We start from the raw sequence: 15,059 nt of genomic DNA, 5'->3' as shown, positions 1-15,059 counted from the left end.
AGAGGACTTCAAGCTCCACCGTCAAAACGCTTCCGCAGCCAGTTCCATCATTGTGTCGGCACCGGCTTCGATGCGCGTCTTGCGCAATGCCGTCTCCGGCAGGATTCGCTCCATGAAGAACTTTGCCGTCACCAGCTTGGTCTTGAGATAGTCCTCGTCTGAGGAAGAGCCCGACGACAGTGCCGCCTGGGCAGCCTTTGCCATGCGCGCCTGCATGTAACCCAGAACGACGAGGCCGAAGAGGTGCATGTAGTCGGTGGAACCGGCACCGGCATTGTCGGGCTTAGCCATGGCGTGCTGCATGAACCACATGGTCGCGGCCTGCAGGTCGTTCAGGCCCTTCTTCAGGCCCTTGGTGTAAAGCGTCAGGTTCTCATCGGCACGGTTTTCCTCACAGAAATCACCGATTTCCTTGAAGAGCGCCATGACCGCACGGCCACCATTGAGGCCCAGCTTACGGCCCACGAGGTCGAGCGCCTGGATGCCGTTGGCACCTTCATAGATCATGGTGATGCGCGCATCGCGCACATACTGGCTCATGCCATGTTCTTCGATATAGCCGTGGCCGCCAAACACCTGCTGCGCCATCACGGCATGGTCGAAGCCCTTGTCGGTCAGCACACCCTTGAGAATGGGGGTGACAAGACCAAGCAGGTCATCCGCCGTCTGGCGTTCCTTTTCATCGGCTGCGCGGTGGGCGATGTCCGATTGCAGGGCGGTCCACAGAAGGAAAGCGCGGCCAGCCTCATTATAGGCCTTGATGGTCATCAGCGTGCGGCGGATATCGGGGTGAACGATGATCGGATCGGCCTTCTTCTCGGGCGCCTTCGCACCGGAGAGAGAGCGGCCCTGAATGCGCTCACGGGCATATTCGACGGCGTTCTGATAGGCGATTTCGCCAACCGACAGGCCCTGCAGGCCAACGCCGAGGCGAGCCTCGTTCATCATCACGAACATGGCCGAAAGGCCCTTGTTCTCCGCGCCAATGAGATAGCCCGTCGCATCATCATAGTTCATGACGCAGGTTGCATTGCCGTGAATGCCCATCTTGTGCTCAAGCGCGCCGCAGACCACACCGTTGCGCGTACCGACCGAGCCATCGCCGTTGACGAGGAATTTCGGCACGATGAAGAGCGAAATGCCCTTGGTCCCCTCCGGTGCGCCTTCAATGCGGGCGAGGACCAGATGGATGATGTTGCTGGTCATGGGGTGTTCACCAGCAGAGATGAAAATCTTCTGGCCGGAAATCTTGTAGGAGCCGTCCGGCTGCGGCACCGCCTTGGTGCGCAGAAGACCGAGATCAGTGCCGCAATGCGGCTCTGTCAAATTCATGGTGCCGGACCATGTGCCCTCGACCATCTTCGGCAGATAGGTCTGCTTCTGCTCTTCGGAGCCATGCGCCAGAATGGCAGCGATCGCGCCTTGCGTGAGGCCTGGATACATCATCAGCGACAGGTTGGCCGATGACATATACTCGCCGATAGCAGCGTGAAGTGTGTAGGGAAGCCCCTGCCCGCCATATTCAGGCGGCACGGCAAGGCCGGTCCAGCCACCTTCGCAATAGGCATCGTAGGCCTGCTTGAAACCATCGGGAACAGAGACCGAACCATCTTCGGCGCGCTTGCAGCCTTGGCTGTCGCCAGACAGGTTGAGCGGGAAGAGCTGCTCTTCGGCAAGCTTCGCCGCCTCGCCGGTGATCGCTTCGATCATATCGGCCGTGGCATCTTCAAAACCGGGAAGATTGTTGTAGCGCTCTATGCCGAGCACATCATTGAGAATGAAAAGGGTGTCTTTAACTGGGGCCTTGTAAACAGGCATTACCGATGATCCTCCGCACCGTTCGCCGGACTGCTCCGGCACCAACATGGGGCTTACAATATTTGACGTGCGCGTAAACGTCAAATAGCTTTCACGATAAATATGGACGGCAGTGTATTCTTTAGAAACCTCGGGAAAGACCAGGGTTTTCAGGGCTGAGAGATGACTGCTCCTCGATATATGAAGAAAAAGTTAAATAAGCCGCAACATGGTTAACCAATTGTTTACCAAATATGGCGAAATGTTCCTAGTGGACGGACTGCTTCGCACATGGGGTGTTCCACCAAACAAATAGCAAGAACTCAGTGTTTCACGGCCCCATGGGCAGCGAGACAGGCAAACCGGGCAACGACGAAGCGAGCAGGAAGATGAACGGATTACGATCGAATTCCCATCGTCAAAACGACAGATCATCTCTGGACGCGCTTAACCGCACCATTGAAGGCCTGGAGGCCCGTATCGAGGATCTTCTGGGCGCGAAGGCCGCTCGCCCATCCTATGACAATCATTCTACGCGCTCCGAGCGCGAACGCCCCGCATTTCAGGATAGCCCGGCCCATGCCCCGGCAAAGCCGCGTTTTGATCCGGTCAACGAAATCCGGCAGCGCCAGCAGGCGCTCGATGCCCGTTGGGAGCGACAGCAGGCGGACACTGCCCGTGGTGCTGACATGGTGGCCGAGCGCGATCATGACCGCCGCTATGTCGAGCGTGACTATCGCTCCTCCACAGCCATTCCAGCTTCACGGCCACGCCCCACGGCCCGTATCGAGCGCGCGGCACCGCCAGCGCCAAGTCAGGGCGATGCGGCGCTGCGCGAAGTGGCGGAAGCACTGGTCAGCCTGCGTCAGGAATTGAAGCACGAGATTACCGAAGGCGTTGCCCGCGAAATGCAGGGTGTGCGCTCCGAGCTGCGCAACATTCGCTCCTTTGCCGAAAACCAGGATTTCGCCGAGGATATTCGCGAGGACGTCGCGCGGCTGGCGGCGAGCATCGAGCGGATGGGTGGAAGCTCCCTGCCGGATGCGCAGGCCCTTCGCAGCGAATTCGAGGAATTGCGCAGCCTGATGGACCAAGTAGCGCGCGAAGACAGTATGCACCGCATGGAGCAGCGCTTCGATAGCGTCAACGACACGCTGCGCGGTTTCGACACCGCCCCGCTGCAGGAAGAGATCGTTTCACTCGCTTACCGCCTGGACGATATCAAGGGCCAGTTGGGTTCGATGAGCGGCAATTCCTCTGCCGTCCGGGCACTCGAAGAAAAACTGCTGACCATTGCCAGCGCAGTCGAGCAGCTGGGCCGTCACATCCAGCCGAACGAACAGGCATTTGGCGAACATTTCTCCGGTCTGGACGAGCGTCTTGACGAGATCAGCCGGGCGATATCCGCGACGGGAAGCCGCGCGGCCTCCTCCTTCGATACCTCCATGGCGGAGCGCCTGGAAGACCGGCTGGAAAGTCTCACCTCGCAGATCGAGATGCTGAAGCGCGCAGCAGAGGCAAAGGAAAAGCCAGCGGACGCCCTCGGCGCGCGTCTGGATGCATTGACGACCCGCATCGAGGAGCTGTCTACCGACCGCAGCGTCTCGCAACTGGGAGACCGGCTGGATCAGCTTTCGCTGCTTCTGGAGCGTTCGCAGCGCCCGTCCAGCCAGCCGGAACTGACCTCCTTCCTGACCGAGATTTCCCGCAAGATCGATGAACTCGGCAATGGCGCTGTCAACGACAAGCTGGCCGAGCGGCTGGAAAAGATCGCGCGGCGCATCGAAGAGATCGAAGCCAAGCCTGCCGCGCCATCCAACGCGTCCTATGACACGGCCTTCAAGCGCCTCGAAGACCGCCTGAGCGACATTGCCACCAAGCTGGATGAGACCCGAGCACCCGCGGCTGGTGCTGGCGAGATGTCGCCGGAACTCGACCGGCGCATGGCCAATATCGAAGACTATATGGCGTCCAGCGACGAATATATCATCGAGGCTGCACGTCAGGCGGCGGAAGCTGTTCTTGAGGCGCATACGCGCAACAATCTGGCGCAGACCGCCAGCAATGCGGACATGGTCATCCTGACCGAGCTTGCCAATGATCTGCGCAAGCTGGAAGGTCTCAGCCGCAACACAGAAGAGCGCACGCACCGGACTTTCGAAGCGCTGCATGAAACGCTGGTCCAGATTGCCGGACGTCTCGACACGCTCGACAATCGCCCGACGGCTGCACAATCCGCATCGCTTCCGGCAGATGACTGGGCCGCTTACGAAAGCGTGGCACGTATGCCTGCCGCGACCTTTCCGGCAGAAGGGCTGATTGCCAGGGACGACCGTTCTTCGTTTGAAACAGCGGTAGACGCCGAAACCGCGCTGCTTTCCGATGCGCCGCTGCCGCCCGAGGCAGAAAAGACGGCTGTTCCTGAAAAACGCAGCATTCTCTCAGGGCTGACCCGTCGCTTCAAATCCAGCGCCGCCAAGACGCAGGAAGCAGAAACGCCGAAGGCCGCGCAGCGCCAGCAGATCGATCCTGCACCGGCGCTCGACCCCGTCGACACGCTGCAGGCGGACATGGAAACCGAGCTGCTGGAGCCCGGCTCCGGTGCGCCTGACATCAAGAAGATTCTCGAGCGTGTGCGTGCCAGCCAGACGGCTGCTGCCCGCAATGGCACCGTCGAGGGCGACAGCCGTGCCGACTTCATTGCGGCCGCCCGCCGTGCTGCCCAGGCCGCCGCGCAGGAAAGCGTGCCCGACCGGAGTGCCGCGCAACGTTCTCCGCGTGCCAAGACGACGAATGCCGAAAAGGAAGGCTCCGCCCTTTCCCGTTACCGCCGTCCCCTGCTTCTGGGCATTGGCGCCATTCTTCTGGCCATGATGGCAATGCCTGCGATCAAGTCGCTCGTCGGTAGCGAGACCGCCCCGCCCGCCCTCACCACCGAGCCATCCTCAAGCGAACCAGCATCGAGCGGTTCTGCACCGGCACCGGCCCAGGCGCCTGTCGAGGCGCCGGCTGCTTCCGTTGTACCGGTCGAGGCAAAGCCCGCCGGTGTAGACCCTGCCGTGACGCTTCCCTCTGACAGCACCATGGATGAAAACGCCATAGCTGCGGGCGAACGGATGCAGGCCGAAGCCGACAAGGGCGATCATCTGATCGACACAAGGCCGATTGGCGGCGCGCGCCTTCCGCAGGAAACGCCGACGATTTCGGTTGCGCCAGCCGCCCGGTCCACCGGCGTAGTGGAGCACCTGCAGCCCGCAACCGCTGTCTCCGACGCACAGCAGGCCCAGTTCAAAAAGGACGCAGCCGCTCAACCAGCCGAAACGATTGCCGTTCCGGCAGGCATTGCACCTCAGTCCCTGGCGGACGCAGCTGCCAAGGGCGACCGGCTGGCTTTGTTTGAAATCGGCGCACGCTACACCGATGGCCGCGGCGTCCCATCCGACCGTGCCGAGGCTGCCAAGTGGTACAAGCTTGCGGCAGACCGCGGCCTCGCACCGGCTCAGTATCGCCTCGGAAACATGTATGAGAAGGCAAACGGTGTCGAGCGCAACCTGTCCGAAGCCAAGCGGTACTACCAGCTGGCCGCGGATCAGGGCAATGCGGGCGCCATGCACAACCTAGCCGTTCTGCTCGCCTCCGACGCTGCAGGCGCACCGGATTTCAATGCGGCGGCAGAGTGGTTCATCCGCGCGTCCAACCTCGGCGTTCGTGACAGCCAGTTCAACCTTGCCATTCTCTATGCGCGTGGCAGCGGCGTTGCCCGGAGCCTTGAAGAATCCTACAAATGGTTTGCAATTGCCGCCCGTGATGGCGATGCCGATGCCGGCCAGAAGCGCGACGACGTGGCCAAGGCCATGACGCCCGCGCAGCTGGATACCGCCAAGGCCGCTGTCAATGCCTGGCAGGTCACCCCGCTCAATGATGATGCGAACTCCGTCAACCCGCCAGCGGAATGGACAGGCGGCGAAGAGATCAAGACCTCATCCGTCGACATGCAGAAGGCGATCCGCAACATCCAGGCCATCTTAAACAACAATGGCTTCAAGGCGGGCGAGCCGGATGGAAAGCTGGGCCGCAACACGGTTCTGGCAATCAAGGACTTCCAGAAGTCCATCGGTCACACACCGGACGGCCGTATTACCGATGAGCTGGTTACCGAGTTGCTGGCTCGCAACAAGTAATCCGGCAGTTTGCCGATCTTTCCAAATTATCAACGTATTTCCCGTTGAATAATTGACAGTCATGCCCACCATGGGCATGAACAGTGGAAGGTCGCAAGGCTTCTGCCTTTGCCATTTCTCGACCGATACCACCCCATTCGTGGTGAAGCTTGCCTTGAGGCGGCTTTGCCTTTTTGCACGGAACGATGCCCGAGGTCCTGATGTGACTGTCTATCTGCCCATTGCAGAACTTTCGGTGAATATCTTCATCATTCTCGGCATGGGCGCGGCTGTGGGCTTTCTGTCCGGCATGTTCGGCGTGGGCGGCGGCTTCCTGATCACCCCGCTTCTGATCTTCTACAACATTCCGCCCGTGGTTGCCGTGGCAACCGGCGCAAACCAGGTGGTCGCCTCTTCGGTCTCGGGCTCCATCTCCCATTTCAGGCGTGGCACGCTGGATGTGAAGCTGGGAACCGTGCTTCTGATCGGCGGCCTGTGCGGGGCCACGCTCGGCGTATGGCTGTTTACGCTTTTGCGCAGCATCGGCCAGCTGGACCTGATCATTTCGCTGCTTTACGTCATCCTGCTTTCCACCGTCGGCGCGCTGATGTTGAAGGAAAGCATTTCCGCCATTCGCCGCACCGCCCGCAACGAGACGGTGCCGCTTCGCCGTCCCGGCCACCACAACTGGGTGCACCGCCTGCCCCTCAAGATGCGCTTCAAGAAATCGAAGCTCTATCTCAGCGTCATCCCCATCATCGTGCTCGGCTTCGGCATCGGTGTTCTGACCTCGGTCATGGGCGTTGGCGGCGGTTTCATCATGGTGCCCGCCATGATCTATCTTTTGCGCATTCCCACCAATGTCGTGGTTGGGACGTCGCTGTTCCAGATCATTTTCGTGACCGCCTACACCACGATCGTTCAGGCCGCGACGAACTATTCCGTCGATATCGTGCTGGCCTTCATCCTGATGCTGGCGGGTGTGGTCGGTGCGCAATATGGTGTGCGCGTGGGCCAGAAACTGCGCGGCGAACAGCTGCGCGCGCTGCTGGCGCTTCTGGTTCTGGCGGTCGGCGTCAGGCTTGCGATCACCCTCGTCATCAAACCGGACGATCTGTTTTCCGTCGCCGTGGGAGGGCTGGGCTATTGATCCGCAGCGCCCTGCTTGCCACCCTTTTTTGCACGCTTTGCGGAACGGCTTTCGCGCAGACACCGCCGCTGGCGATTTCGCCGGATGCGTCGGGGCAGTCTCGCACCCTGCAGGAAAACATCGAGATCGGCGCCTCGACCACCGAAATCTCCATCGCGTCCGATTTTCGCGGCGCCGACTTCACCATGTTCGGCGCTCTCAACAATGCCGACCAACTGCTGCTGGCCATCGGCCAGTACGACATCGTGGTGACGCTGGAGGGCCCGAATGAATATTCCACCGTGCGCAAGAAAAGCCGGGTCGCAGGCATCTGGATCAACACCAGTGCGATAACCTTCGCGCCGCTGCCGGAATCCTATTCCATGGCCAGCACCCGCAACATTCAGGACATTGCCACCGCCGGAACGCTGACCGCCATGGGTCTTGGGGTGGAACATCTGCCGCTGCGCAGCGCCGTGTTTTCCGGCGTACCGGACAATGTCTACGACTTCCAGGAAGCCTATCGCCGCCTGAAGCTTTCCAGCGGCATCTATCGCAACGACACCACAGGCGTTCGACTGGAACGCACCGGCCTCTTCTGGGCCACGCTGCGCCTGCCCGCCAATGTGCCAAATGGCGTACACACCGCCCGCGCCTATCTGTTCAAGAGCGGAGCGCCCGTTGCGCAAAAGGAACTGCGGCTGCGCGTGGTGAAAACCGGCATGGAACAGGCCATCACCGATGCCGCCCACCAGACTCCCATCGTCTATGGTATCCTGTGCGTATTGCTGGCCGTCATAACCGGCTGGGGCGCAAGCCTTCTGTTCAGACGCGATTAAGTGCCCAAGGCCTAGCCGATGAGATTTCCAAATCGTACCGAATAAATGCGGTCGCGACCCATGAGGTGCGCGACGAGCGAGGTGTGGTCGAAGAGGCCCTTCATCGCCTTGTGGCGCAAGTCCAGACCGCCGCTCAACACCCCAAAGGCTGGCATGAGGAGGCGGGTGCCGTCGGTGGCGAAGCAGGGGCGGCGCACGGATTTGTCGCGGCGGCGCACGGTGGCGGCGGGATGCAGGTGCCCGGCGATTTCGCCAGCGGATGCGCCCAGCTTCGGCTCATGCCGGAAGACGAGATTGCCGTAAAACAATTCGTCGCTGGACGAGCCCGGCAGATCGACCGTGCCATCGGGATCGTGGTTGCCGTTGATCCAGATCCACTCGCGGCCCTTGGCCATGTCCTTGATGAGATCGCGAAGCGGCAGCGGCAGGTGCTGTGAGCCGATGCGATCATGAAAATTATCGCCAAGGCTGACGACGATTTTCGGATCGTAGCGGGTAATCAGCGAGGACAGAATCTTCAGCGTTGCGATGGTATCGTAAGGGGGCAGCAGGCGCCCGCGACGAGCGAAGGCGGCGCCTTTTTCCAGGTGCAAATCGGACACGACCAGCAGCGACAGATCCGGCAAGTAAAGCCCGCCCAGCGGATCGCACCAGCCGGCAACGCCATTGATGGCGGTTTCGGAGCCGAGGCATTCAAAGCCGGTGGCAAATTTGTCGCTTAAGGCAAGTCGGCTCAGCACGTCTCGGTTTTGTCCTTCATGTCCTTGCGCCCGATGCATCATGACATCGCATCCGCAATCAGCTCATCGGCGGCTTCGGCCAGCACATCATCCTGCGCCTGACCGGCCACGGTTTCGCGCCCGATTTCCATCATGACCGGCACGGCCAGCGGCGAAACATGCTCCAGAGCGCAATGGGTGGTGTGACCCTTGATTCGCCTTAGCATATCGCCAAGACGGCCAATGTCCAAAAGTCCGGCTGCGGCATCGCGACGCGTGGCCTCCAGCAGAATGTGATCGGGCTCATGGCTGCGAAGAACGTCATAAATAAGATCGGCAGACACCGTGACCTGCCGCCCGGTCTTTTCCTTGCCGGGATGGCGGCGCTCGATGAGGCCGGAAATGATGGCGCAGTTACGGAAGGTGCGCTTGAGCATGAAGGACTCGTCCAACCATGCTTCCAGATCGTCTCCCAGCATATCCTCGTCCAGGAGGTCGGTGAGCGAAAGCCGGTCCGATTGCAGACGCCTACCCATATCCTCCAGCGCCCAGATGGCCAGCGAATAATCTGTGGCGACGAAGCCCATGGGCTTGGCTCCGGCCCGCTCCAGCCGCCTTGTCAGCAACATGCCAAGCGTCTGGTGGGCCAGCCGCCCCTCGAAAGGATACATGACCATGAAGAAGCGTTTGCGGAAGGGAAAGGTCTCGACCAGAAGCTCATCCCGCTTGGGGATGATGGATTTTTCCTTCTGGATGGCCAGCCAGTCGCGCACCTGATCCGGCAGGGCGTGCCAGCGGGCGGGATCGGCCAGCATGGAGCGGACCTGATCCGCCAGATAGGTGGAAAGCGGAAACTTGCCGCCCGCATAGGAGGGGATTTTCGGGTCCATGGAAAAGGCCTGGCTGACCAGACATTCGTTTTCCCTGATGCCTTCGAAGCGCAAAACCTTGCCTGCAAAGAGGAAGGTATCGCCCTGCACCAGTTGCTCCAGAAAATACTCTTCGACCTTGCCAAGCGACATGCCGCCGCGCCCGACCGTGCCCTTGGCATTGCGCTTGACCATGCGGACATTGAGTTCGGCGGCCTCGACGATGGTGCCGAGGTTGAGGCGGTACTGCATCGCCACCTGCTGGTTCGAGACGCGCCAGAGTCCCTCTTTCGTCTGGCGGATGCGGGCGTAACGTTCATAGGTGCGCAGGGCGTAACCGCCTGTCGCGGTGAAATCCACCACGCGATCGAAGGTCTCGCGCGGCAGGCCATAATAGGGCGATGCGGTCGTGACTTCGCGGTAGAGCTCATCGGCATCGAAAGGTTCGGCGCAGGCCATGCCCAGCACATGCTGGGCCAGCACATCCAGCGCACCCTCGGCAATCGGCGGCGTATCCTGCGCGCCGATGTAATTGGCATCCAGCGCTGCACGACATTCCATGACTTCGAAGCGGTTGGCGGGAACGAGAATGGCCTTGGAAGGCTCGTCCATGCGGTGGTTGGCGCGGCCAATGCGCTGGGCAAGGCGGCTTGCACCCTTGGGTGCACCGACATGGACGACAAGATCGACATCGCCCCAGTCTATGCCGAGATCAAGCGTTGAGGTGGCGACGACGGCGCGCAGCTTGTTGTCGGCCATGGCCGCTTCCACCTTGCGGCGCTGGCCCGCATCCAGCGAGCCGTGATGCAGGGCAATCGGCAGATTGTCGTCATTGATGGTCCAGAGTTCCTGGAAAATACGCTCGGCCTGCGAGCGGGTATTGACGAAGATCAGCGTCGTCTTGTGGGCTTTCAAGGCCGGATAGAGGTCCTGCATGGCATAGCGGGCCGAGTGGCCGGACCATGGAATGCGCTCTTCCGTGCCGAGTATCGCGATGTCAGGCTTTGCGCCGCCATCGACGGTGATGAGACCGGCGGTGGGTTCGCCTTCCCGTTGCGGGCTGAGATAGCGTTGCAGATCCATGGCGTCGGCGACGGTGGCGGAAAGGCCGATGGTGCGCATGGATGGCGCGTGCTTGCGAATGCGGGCAATGGCCAGCGACAGGAGATGGCCGCGTTTGGAGGTGACGAGCGAGTGAAGCTCGTCCAGCACGACATATTTCAGGTCCTTGAAGAAGCGTTCTGCTTCCTTGTTGGCGAGAAGCAGCGAGACCTGTTCCGGTGTTGTCAGCAGAATATCCGGCGGCTTCAGCTTCTGGCGCTGGCGTTTCGCCTGCGGCGTATCGCCGGTGCGGGTCTCGACCGAGATGGGCAGCCCCATTTCCGATACCGGCTTCATCAGGTTGCGCTCGATATCGACGGCAAGCGCTTTCAGTGGCGAGATATAGAGCGTGTGGACGCCAACGAATGCAGACCCCGGCGGCACCTTGCCCCGCCCTGCGAGATCAGTCAGCGATGCCATGAAGCCGCCCAGCGTCTTGCCGGCACCGGTCGGCGCAATCAGCAGCATGTTTTCGCCAGCCCGCGCCCGTGCGGATAGTTCCAGCTGGTGGGCGCGTGGGCTCCAGCCCTTTTCGCCGAACCATTTCTGGAAGGACAAAGGCAGGGTGCCGACATCTAGGCCGGAACTGGGGGGCTCGGTGTGTTTCACAGCACTAAAGTAGTGAAATGCTGGCGAAAAAGAAGGGCCTCACATGGCGATATAGCGGTCATTGCGGTGATTGACGGCAATGACGAGGTTCATCACCAGCGCACCGAGGATGGAGCAGAGAATGATGAAAGGCGTTGCGACGAAGAAAGCGCAGACGAGGACGGTGCAATCGAAGGCCAGTTGCGCAAGACCGGCGCGAATGCCGAAGCGATCCTGCAGATAGAGCGCCAGAATGCCGAAGCCGCCAAGGCTGGTGCGGTGGCGAAACAACGCCAGCATTCCGGCCGCAACTACCAGCCCGCCAAACAGGGCGGCGACGATGGGATTGACGTTCTCAAGCACGATAAGCTGCGGGAGATATTCCGACAGCAGCGAGGTCAGCGCAACCGCACAGAAGGTCTTGATGGTAAAGGCGAGCCCAAGTCGCCGAAAGGCCAGAAAATAAAAGGGCACATTGGCAAGAAAGAACAAAAGGCCGAAGCTGATATCGGTCGCATAATGCAAAAGAAATGCGACGCCAACCACACCGCCCGTCAACAGGCCACCGCCGGACAGGAGGACGACACCGAGCGACGCCAACATGCTGCCCGCAATAACCGCCTGCGCATCCTCTACCACGGAATGCCGATCAGGCGTCGATGCCCAGAAACGGATACGTTTGCTTTCTGCTATGTCGCTCATGATCACCCCGCAATGCCTGTTATTCTTTGCGCTGTAGCGGGTGAAAATTCAAGAGATCAACGAACGACGATATAGCGATCCGAGCGGTGATTGATGGCCAGGAACAGGTTGAGAACGAAGGCGCCCACAATGGAATAGATCACCGTCTGCGGGTTGATGATCGAGAAGGCGGCAATCATGACGCAGCTGTCGAATGCAAGCTGGATGAGACCGGCCCGAATGCCGAAGCGATCCTGTATGTAGATGGCGAGAATGCCGATGCCGCCGAGGCTCGCACGGTGACGGTAAAGCGCCAGCAGCCCATAACCCAGCAACAGACCGCCCAGAAGCGCGGCCCAGAGCGGATTGATGCTTTCCACCACCATCCAGCGAGTCTCCAGCTCTGTCAGCACCGAAACGAGGGCGATGGCAATGAAGGTCTTGAGCGAAAACGCAAGACCGAGCCGACGGAAGGACAGGTAGTAGAACGGCAGATTGACGAGGAAGAACAGCAGGCCAAAACTTATTCCAAAGGCATAATGGATGAGGAAGGCAACGCCCGCCGTGCCACCGGTCAAAAGGCCAACCTTTGCCAGCAGGTAAAACCCAAGGGCCGACACGATGCTGCCGGTGACTATACCCTGAATGTCTTCGACCGGCGCGTGCTTTGCCGGATCGACACTCCACATGCCATAGACGCTTCTTGTGAATGCCATGCGCGCTACCCCGAAACCAGAAAGAATGTGTGAGAGTGCATCGCCGCGCCCGATCATGACGAGGGGGAGGCGCTGATAGGCTATATTTTGCACTGCAACACGTTGCGTATCAAGAGCGATACGTAAGCAAGGCTGACCTATTGCCAAAATGGCAAGAAATGAAAAGATCAGGCCGCTTTTCCGGCAAGAAAGAGAATGCCGGACAGGGGATTTCCGGCGTCCTTGCGAATGGTCGTCTTTTGTATATCGATGATTCTCAGACCCGCAGAGGCCAGCAGGCCCCGCACATAGGTTTCCGAATGCGCATAGCGAAGCGATGGCTGCAGCACAAAGCCGTCACCGGCTCCCGCATCTTCAACGGAAAAGGCAAAGACGCCAACGGGTGAAAGCAGGGCATTAACGAGCGGCATGACGGTTTCGAGGCTTCCCAGATACATCATGACATCGGCAGCCGCGACCAGATCGGCGCGGTGGGGGACAAGGCCATCTGCAAAAAGGCCGGATGTGTCCGCAGGCAACGAAAGATCGGCTTGCGCCAGATGGTGATAGATCGCCTTTTCTTCAGCCTTGGCCAGCATATTGGTGGAAATATCGAAGCCTTCCAGCCGCTGCGTCCAGGCGTGAAGTTCCACGCCGAGCAGGCCGGTGCCGCAGCCGATATCGACGATGCAGGCAAACTGCCCGCTGGCCGGTCTGGCGGTTTCGATCAGCGCCGCCAGTTTTTGCGGCACGCTGTATTCCAGCTTTTCGACCAGCGATGTTTCGAAACGATCGGCGTAATCATCGAAAAGGCCCTCGACATAGGCACTTGGCGGCTGCTCCGGCGTTTCCGCCGCACCCAGCACGGCAAGCTTCAGGGACGCGGCAAAAATGCCCTCGGGGTCAAGGCGGTCCACGGTTTCATAGGCGGCAATGGCCTTTTCCCGCTGCCCGGCCTTCTGGCAATAATCCCCCATCTTTACCCAGCCTGCGGCCCAGGATGGCGCAAGTTCCAGCGCCTGTTCGATCAATTCCGCAGCAGCCGGGTTATCTCCGCTTTCGGCGAGCATACGGGCATAATCGGCGCGCCGGTCTGCGATGGCATCGCCGGAGGAAAACTGGTTTGAGGCCATTCGCAAATCCCTGAAAGAGGTGCGCTGTCTTTCCTCAAGCCATAAAAAAACTCAAGTCCTATTTCATGGCAGCGGCAAATATGGTGCCGGAGAAGCCCTGAAGCTTGCATAGTGCGGCGATGCTTCATATGTCTTGGCCGGAAGTTAGGAGAACTGCTATGGCCGGTGAGGTCGATAAGGTGCTGGGTGATAGTGTCGCGCGGACAATCGTCAAATTGCTTGTCGTGTCGCTGATCGTCGGTTTCGTCATGGCTGTGTTCGGCCTGACGCCATGGAACATCATTTACGGCTTGCGTGATTTCGTGCTCGATCTGTGGCACACCGGTTTCCGCGCGCTGGGCAGCATCGGCGACTACCTGCTTGCGGGTGCCGTCATCGTCGTGCCCGTCTTCATCATCCTGCGCCTTTTGAGCTTCCGCCGATAATATGACCCAGCCTTCAGTCTTCACGCTTTCGCGACGCGGTTTCGTGCTCGTCTCCGCCGGTGCCGCGCTGTCTGCCTGCGTCTCTACCCCAACCAACAAGGGCGTGGCCGCCGGCACGCGCGACGAGACTGCAGCAGCGCTGCCCATGGTCAACGAGCTTCGCCGCTCGAAGGGACTTTCGCCGCTTTCTGCCAACAGCGCCGCCCAGCAGGCCGCCGCCTATCAGGCCAACCGCATGGTCAAGGCCCAGAAAATGGCGCACCTCATCGGCCTCACCGACAGCTTTCTCATCCGCATGAAAGATGGCGGCGTGCCCCTGCCCGCGGCGGAAAATGTCGCCGCCGGACAGGATACCGTCGAGCGTGTCGTCAAGGCCTGGATCGGCTCACCGCACCATCTGGAGAACATGCTGGGCAACTACGGTGGACTGGGAGTGGCCGTTGCTTATGATGCGACGGCGAAGAACCGGCCCTATTGGGCCATGGTGCTGTGTCGGTAATAACGCGCGCCAATAGGTGACTGCGGTTGTCGCAGGTCCGACGCTGTGCCGCCGGATGAACACATCTCCCGGCGCGCAGACGCGCACCCGCTGGATCTCGGATCAAGTCCGGGGTGACGGAGGGTGGGGTGGGCGTGGCGGTGTTTGGTTGAGGTTAACTTACTACTCTTTTGGCTCCTCCAATACCCCCTGCTGCCGTCGCCCCGCTCAATCGCCACGAGCGGTATGATGGCTGTCTTCCGCCACTTCGCACATGTCTGCTTTCGCCCTCCCCGCATCCGCCCCCCCAACAGACGACAGGCACTTGTCTCCTCGTCAATTACCTCTGCACCCGGCCCCACCAGCACCTTCCCTCTCCTTCAACGACACCACCTTCGGCGTCCTGAGGCACCACCTCTCCTTCGATATCTGATGGCCCCCCTCT

Annotated in this window: 11 protein-coding genes; 5 read left to right on the top strand and 6 right to left on the bottom strand. The window is 60.4% G+C overall.

Going from position 1 to position 15,059, the window contains the following annotated elements:
* Positions 1-21: 21 nt before the first annotated feature.
* Complete coding sequence (locus ASF69_RS06250) at positions 22-1,818, bottom strand: acyl-CoA dehydrogenase C-terminal domain-containing protein (RefSeq protein WP_062586404.1); 1,797 nt, start codon at positions 1,816-1,818, stop codon at positions 22-24.
* 368 nt (positions 1,819-2,186) lie between these two features.
* Here ASF69_RS06250 and ASF69_RS06245 point away from each other — a divergent pair, with 368 nt between their 5' ends.
* The 3 genes from ASF69_RS06245 (at position 2,187) to ASF69_RS06235 (ending at position 7,925) form a co-directional block, all read left to right on the top strand.
* Complete coding sequence (locus tag ASF69_RS06245; protein ID WP_062587181.1) at positions 2,187-5,978, top strand: peptidoglycan-binding protein; 3,792 nt, start codon at positions 2,187-2,189, stop codon at positions 5,976-5,978.
* 202 nt (positions 5,979-6,180) lie between these two features.
* Entirely contained in the window at positions 6,181-7,107 is a 927-nt protein-coding gene (locus ASF69_RS06240; protein ID WP_062587180.1) for a sulfite exporter TauE/SafE family protein, read from the top strand.
* Positions 7,104-7,925 (top strand): TIGR02186 family protein, encoded by an 822-nt coding sequence (locus ASF69_RS06235; RefSeq protein ID WP_062586402.1) that lies wholly within the window; start codon positions 7,104-7,106, stop codon positions 7,923-7,925. The genes ASF69_RS06240 and ASF69_RS06235 overlap by 4 nt, the downstream gene beginning before the upstream one ends.
* A gap of 11 nt (positions 7,926-7,936) precedes the next feature.
* Here ASF69_RS06235 and pdeM read toward each other — a convergent pair whose 3' ends face one another.
* The 5 genes from pdeM to ASF69_RS06210 all read right to left on the bottom strand — a co-directional run bounded on the left by pdeM (position 7,937) and on the right by ASF69_RS06210 (position 13,711).
* On the bottom strand, positions 7,937-8,665 hold the full coding sequence (gene pdeM, locus ASF69_RS06230) for a ligase-associated DNA damage response endonuclease PdeM (protein WP_062587179.1): 729 nt from the start codon (positions 8,663-8,665) through the stop codon (positions 7,937-7,939).
* Between the two features lie 38 nt (positions 8,666-8,703).
* Entirely contained in the window at positions 8,704-11,223 is a 2,520-nt protein-coding gene (locus ASF69_RS06225) for a ligase-associated DNA damage response DEXH box helicase (RefSeq protein ID WP_062586401.1), read from the bottom strand.
* Positions 11,224-11,262: 39 nt separating this feature from the next.
* Positions 11,263-11,904: a YitT family protein gene (locus ASF69_RS06220; protein WP_062586399.1), complete on the bottom strand. Its 642-nt coding sequence runs from the start codon at positions 11,902-11,904 to the stop codon at positions 11,263-11,265.
* Between the two features lie 56 nt (positions 11,905-11,960).
* A complete protein-coding gene (locus ASF69_RS06215; protein WP_062587178.1) occupies positions 11,961-12,572 on the bottom strand; it encodes a YitT family protein in 612 nt (203 codons plus the stop codon).
* A gap of 194 nt (positions 12,573-12,766) precedes the next feature.
* On the bottom strand, positions 12,767-13,711 hold the full coding sequence (locus ASF69_RS06210) for a class I SAM-dependent methyltransferase (RefSeq protein ID WP_062586398.1): 945 nt from the start codon (positions 13,709-13,711) through the stop codon (positions 12,767-12,769).
* Positions 13,712-13,869: 158 nt separating this feature from the next.
* Between ASF69_RS06210 and ASF69_RS06205 the strand changes: the two genes are divergently transcribed.
* Both ASF69_RS06205 and ASF69_RS06200 read left to right on the top strand, forming a co-directional pair.
* A complete protein-coding gene (locus ASF69_RS06205) occupies positions 13,870-14,136 on the top strand; it encodes a DUF6460 domain-containing protein (RefSeq protein WP_062586396.1) in 267 nt (88 codons plus the stop codon).
* A 1-nt stretch (position 14,137) separates the two neighbouring features.
* Complete coding sequence (locus ASF69_RS06200) at positions 14,138-14,635, top strand: CAP domain-containing protein (protein ID WP_062586395.1); 498 nt, start codon at positions 14,138-14,140, stop codon at positions 14,633-14,635.
* Positions 14,636-15,059: the final 424 nt, after the last annotated feature.

Source organism: Rhizobium sp. Leaf311, assembly GCF_001423445.1.
GTDB lineage: Bacteria > Pseudomonadota > Alphaproteobacteria > Rhizobiales > Rhizobiaceae > Agrobacterium.
This window is presented reverse-complemented; position numbering and strand designations above follow the sequence as displayed.

Coding starts and splice junctions, on each gene's coding strand:
- ASF69_RS06210 (WP_062586398.1), bottom strand. CDS start 13,711: ATGGCCTCAAACCAGTTTTCCTCCGGCGATGCCATCGCAGACCGGCGC.
- ASF69_RS06220 (WP_062586399.1), bottom strand. CDS start 11,904: ATGAGCGACATAGCAGAAAGCAAACGTATCCGTTTCTGGGCATCGACG.
- ASF69_RS06245 (WP_062587181.1), top strand. CDS start 2,187: ATGAACGGATTACGATCGAATTCCCATCGTCAAAACGACAGATCATCT.
- ASF69_RS06250 (WP_062586404.1), bottom strand. CDS start 1,818: ATGCCTGTTTACAAGGCCCCAGTTAAAGACACCCTTTTCATTCTCAAT.
- ASF69_RS06215 (WP_062587178.1), bottom strand. CDS start 12,572: ATGTGGAGTGTCGATCCGGCAAAGCACGCGCCGGTCGAAGACATTCAG.
- ASF69_RS06205 (WP_062586396.1), top strand. CDS start 13,870: ATGGCCGGTGAGGTCGATAAGGTGCTGGGTGATAGTGTCGCGCGGACA.
- ASF69_RS06200 (WP_062586395.1), top strand. CDS start 14,138: ATGACCCAGCCTTCAGTCTTCACGCTTTCGCGACGCGGTTTCGTGCTC.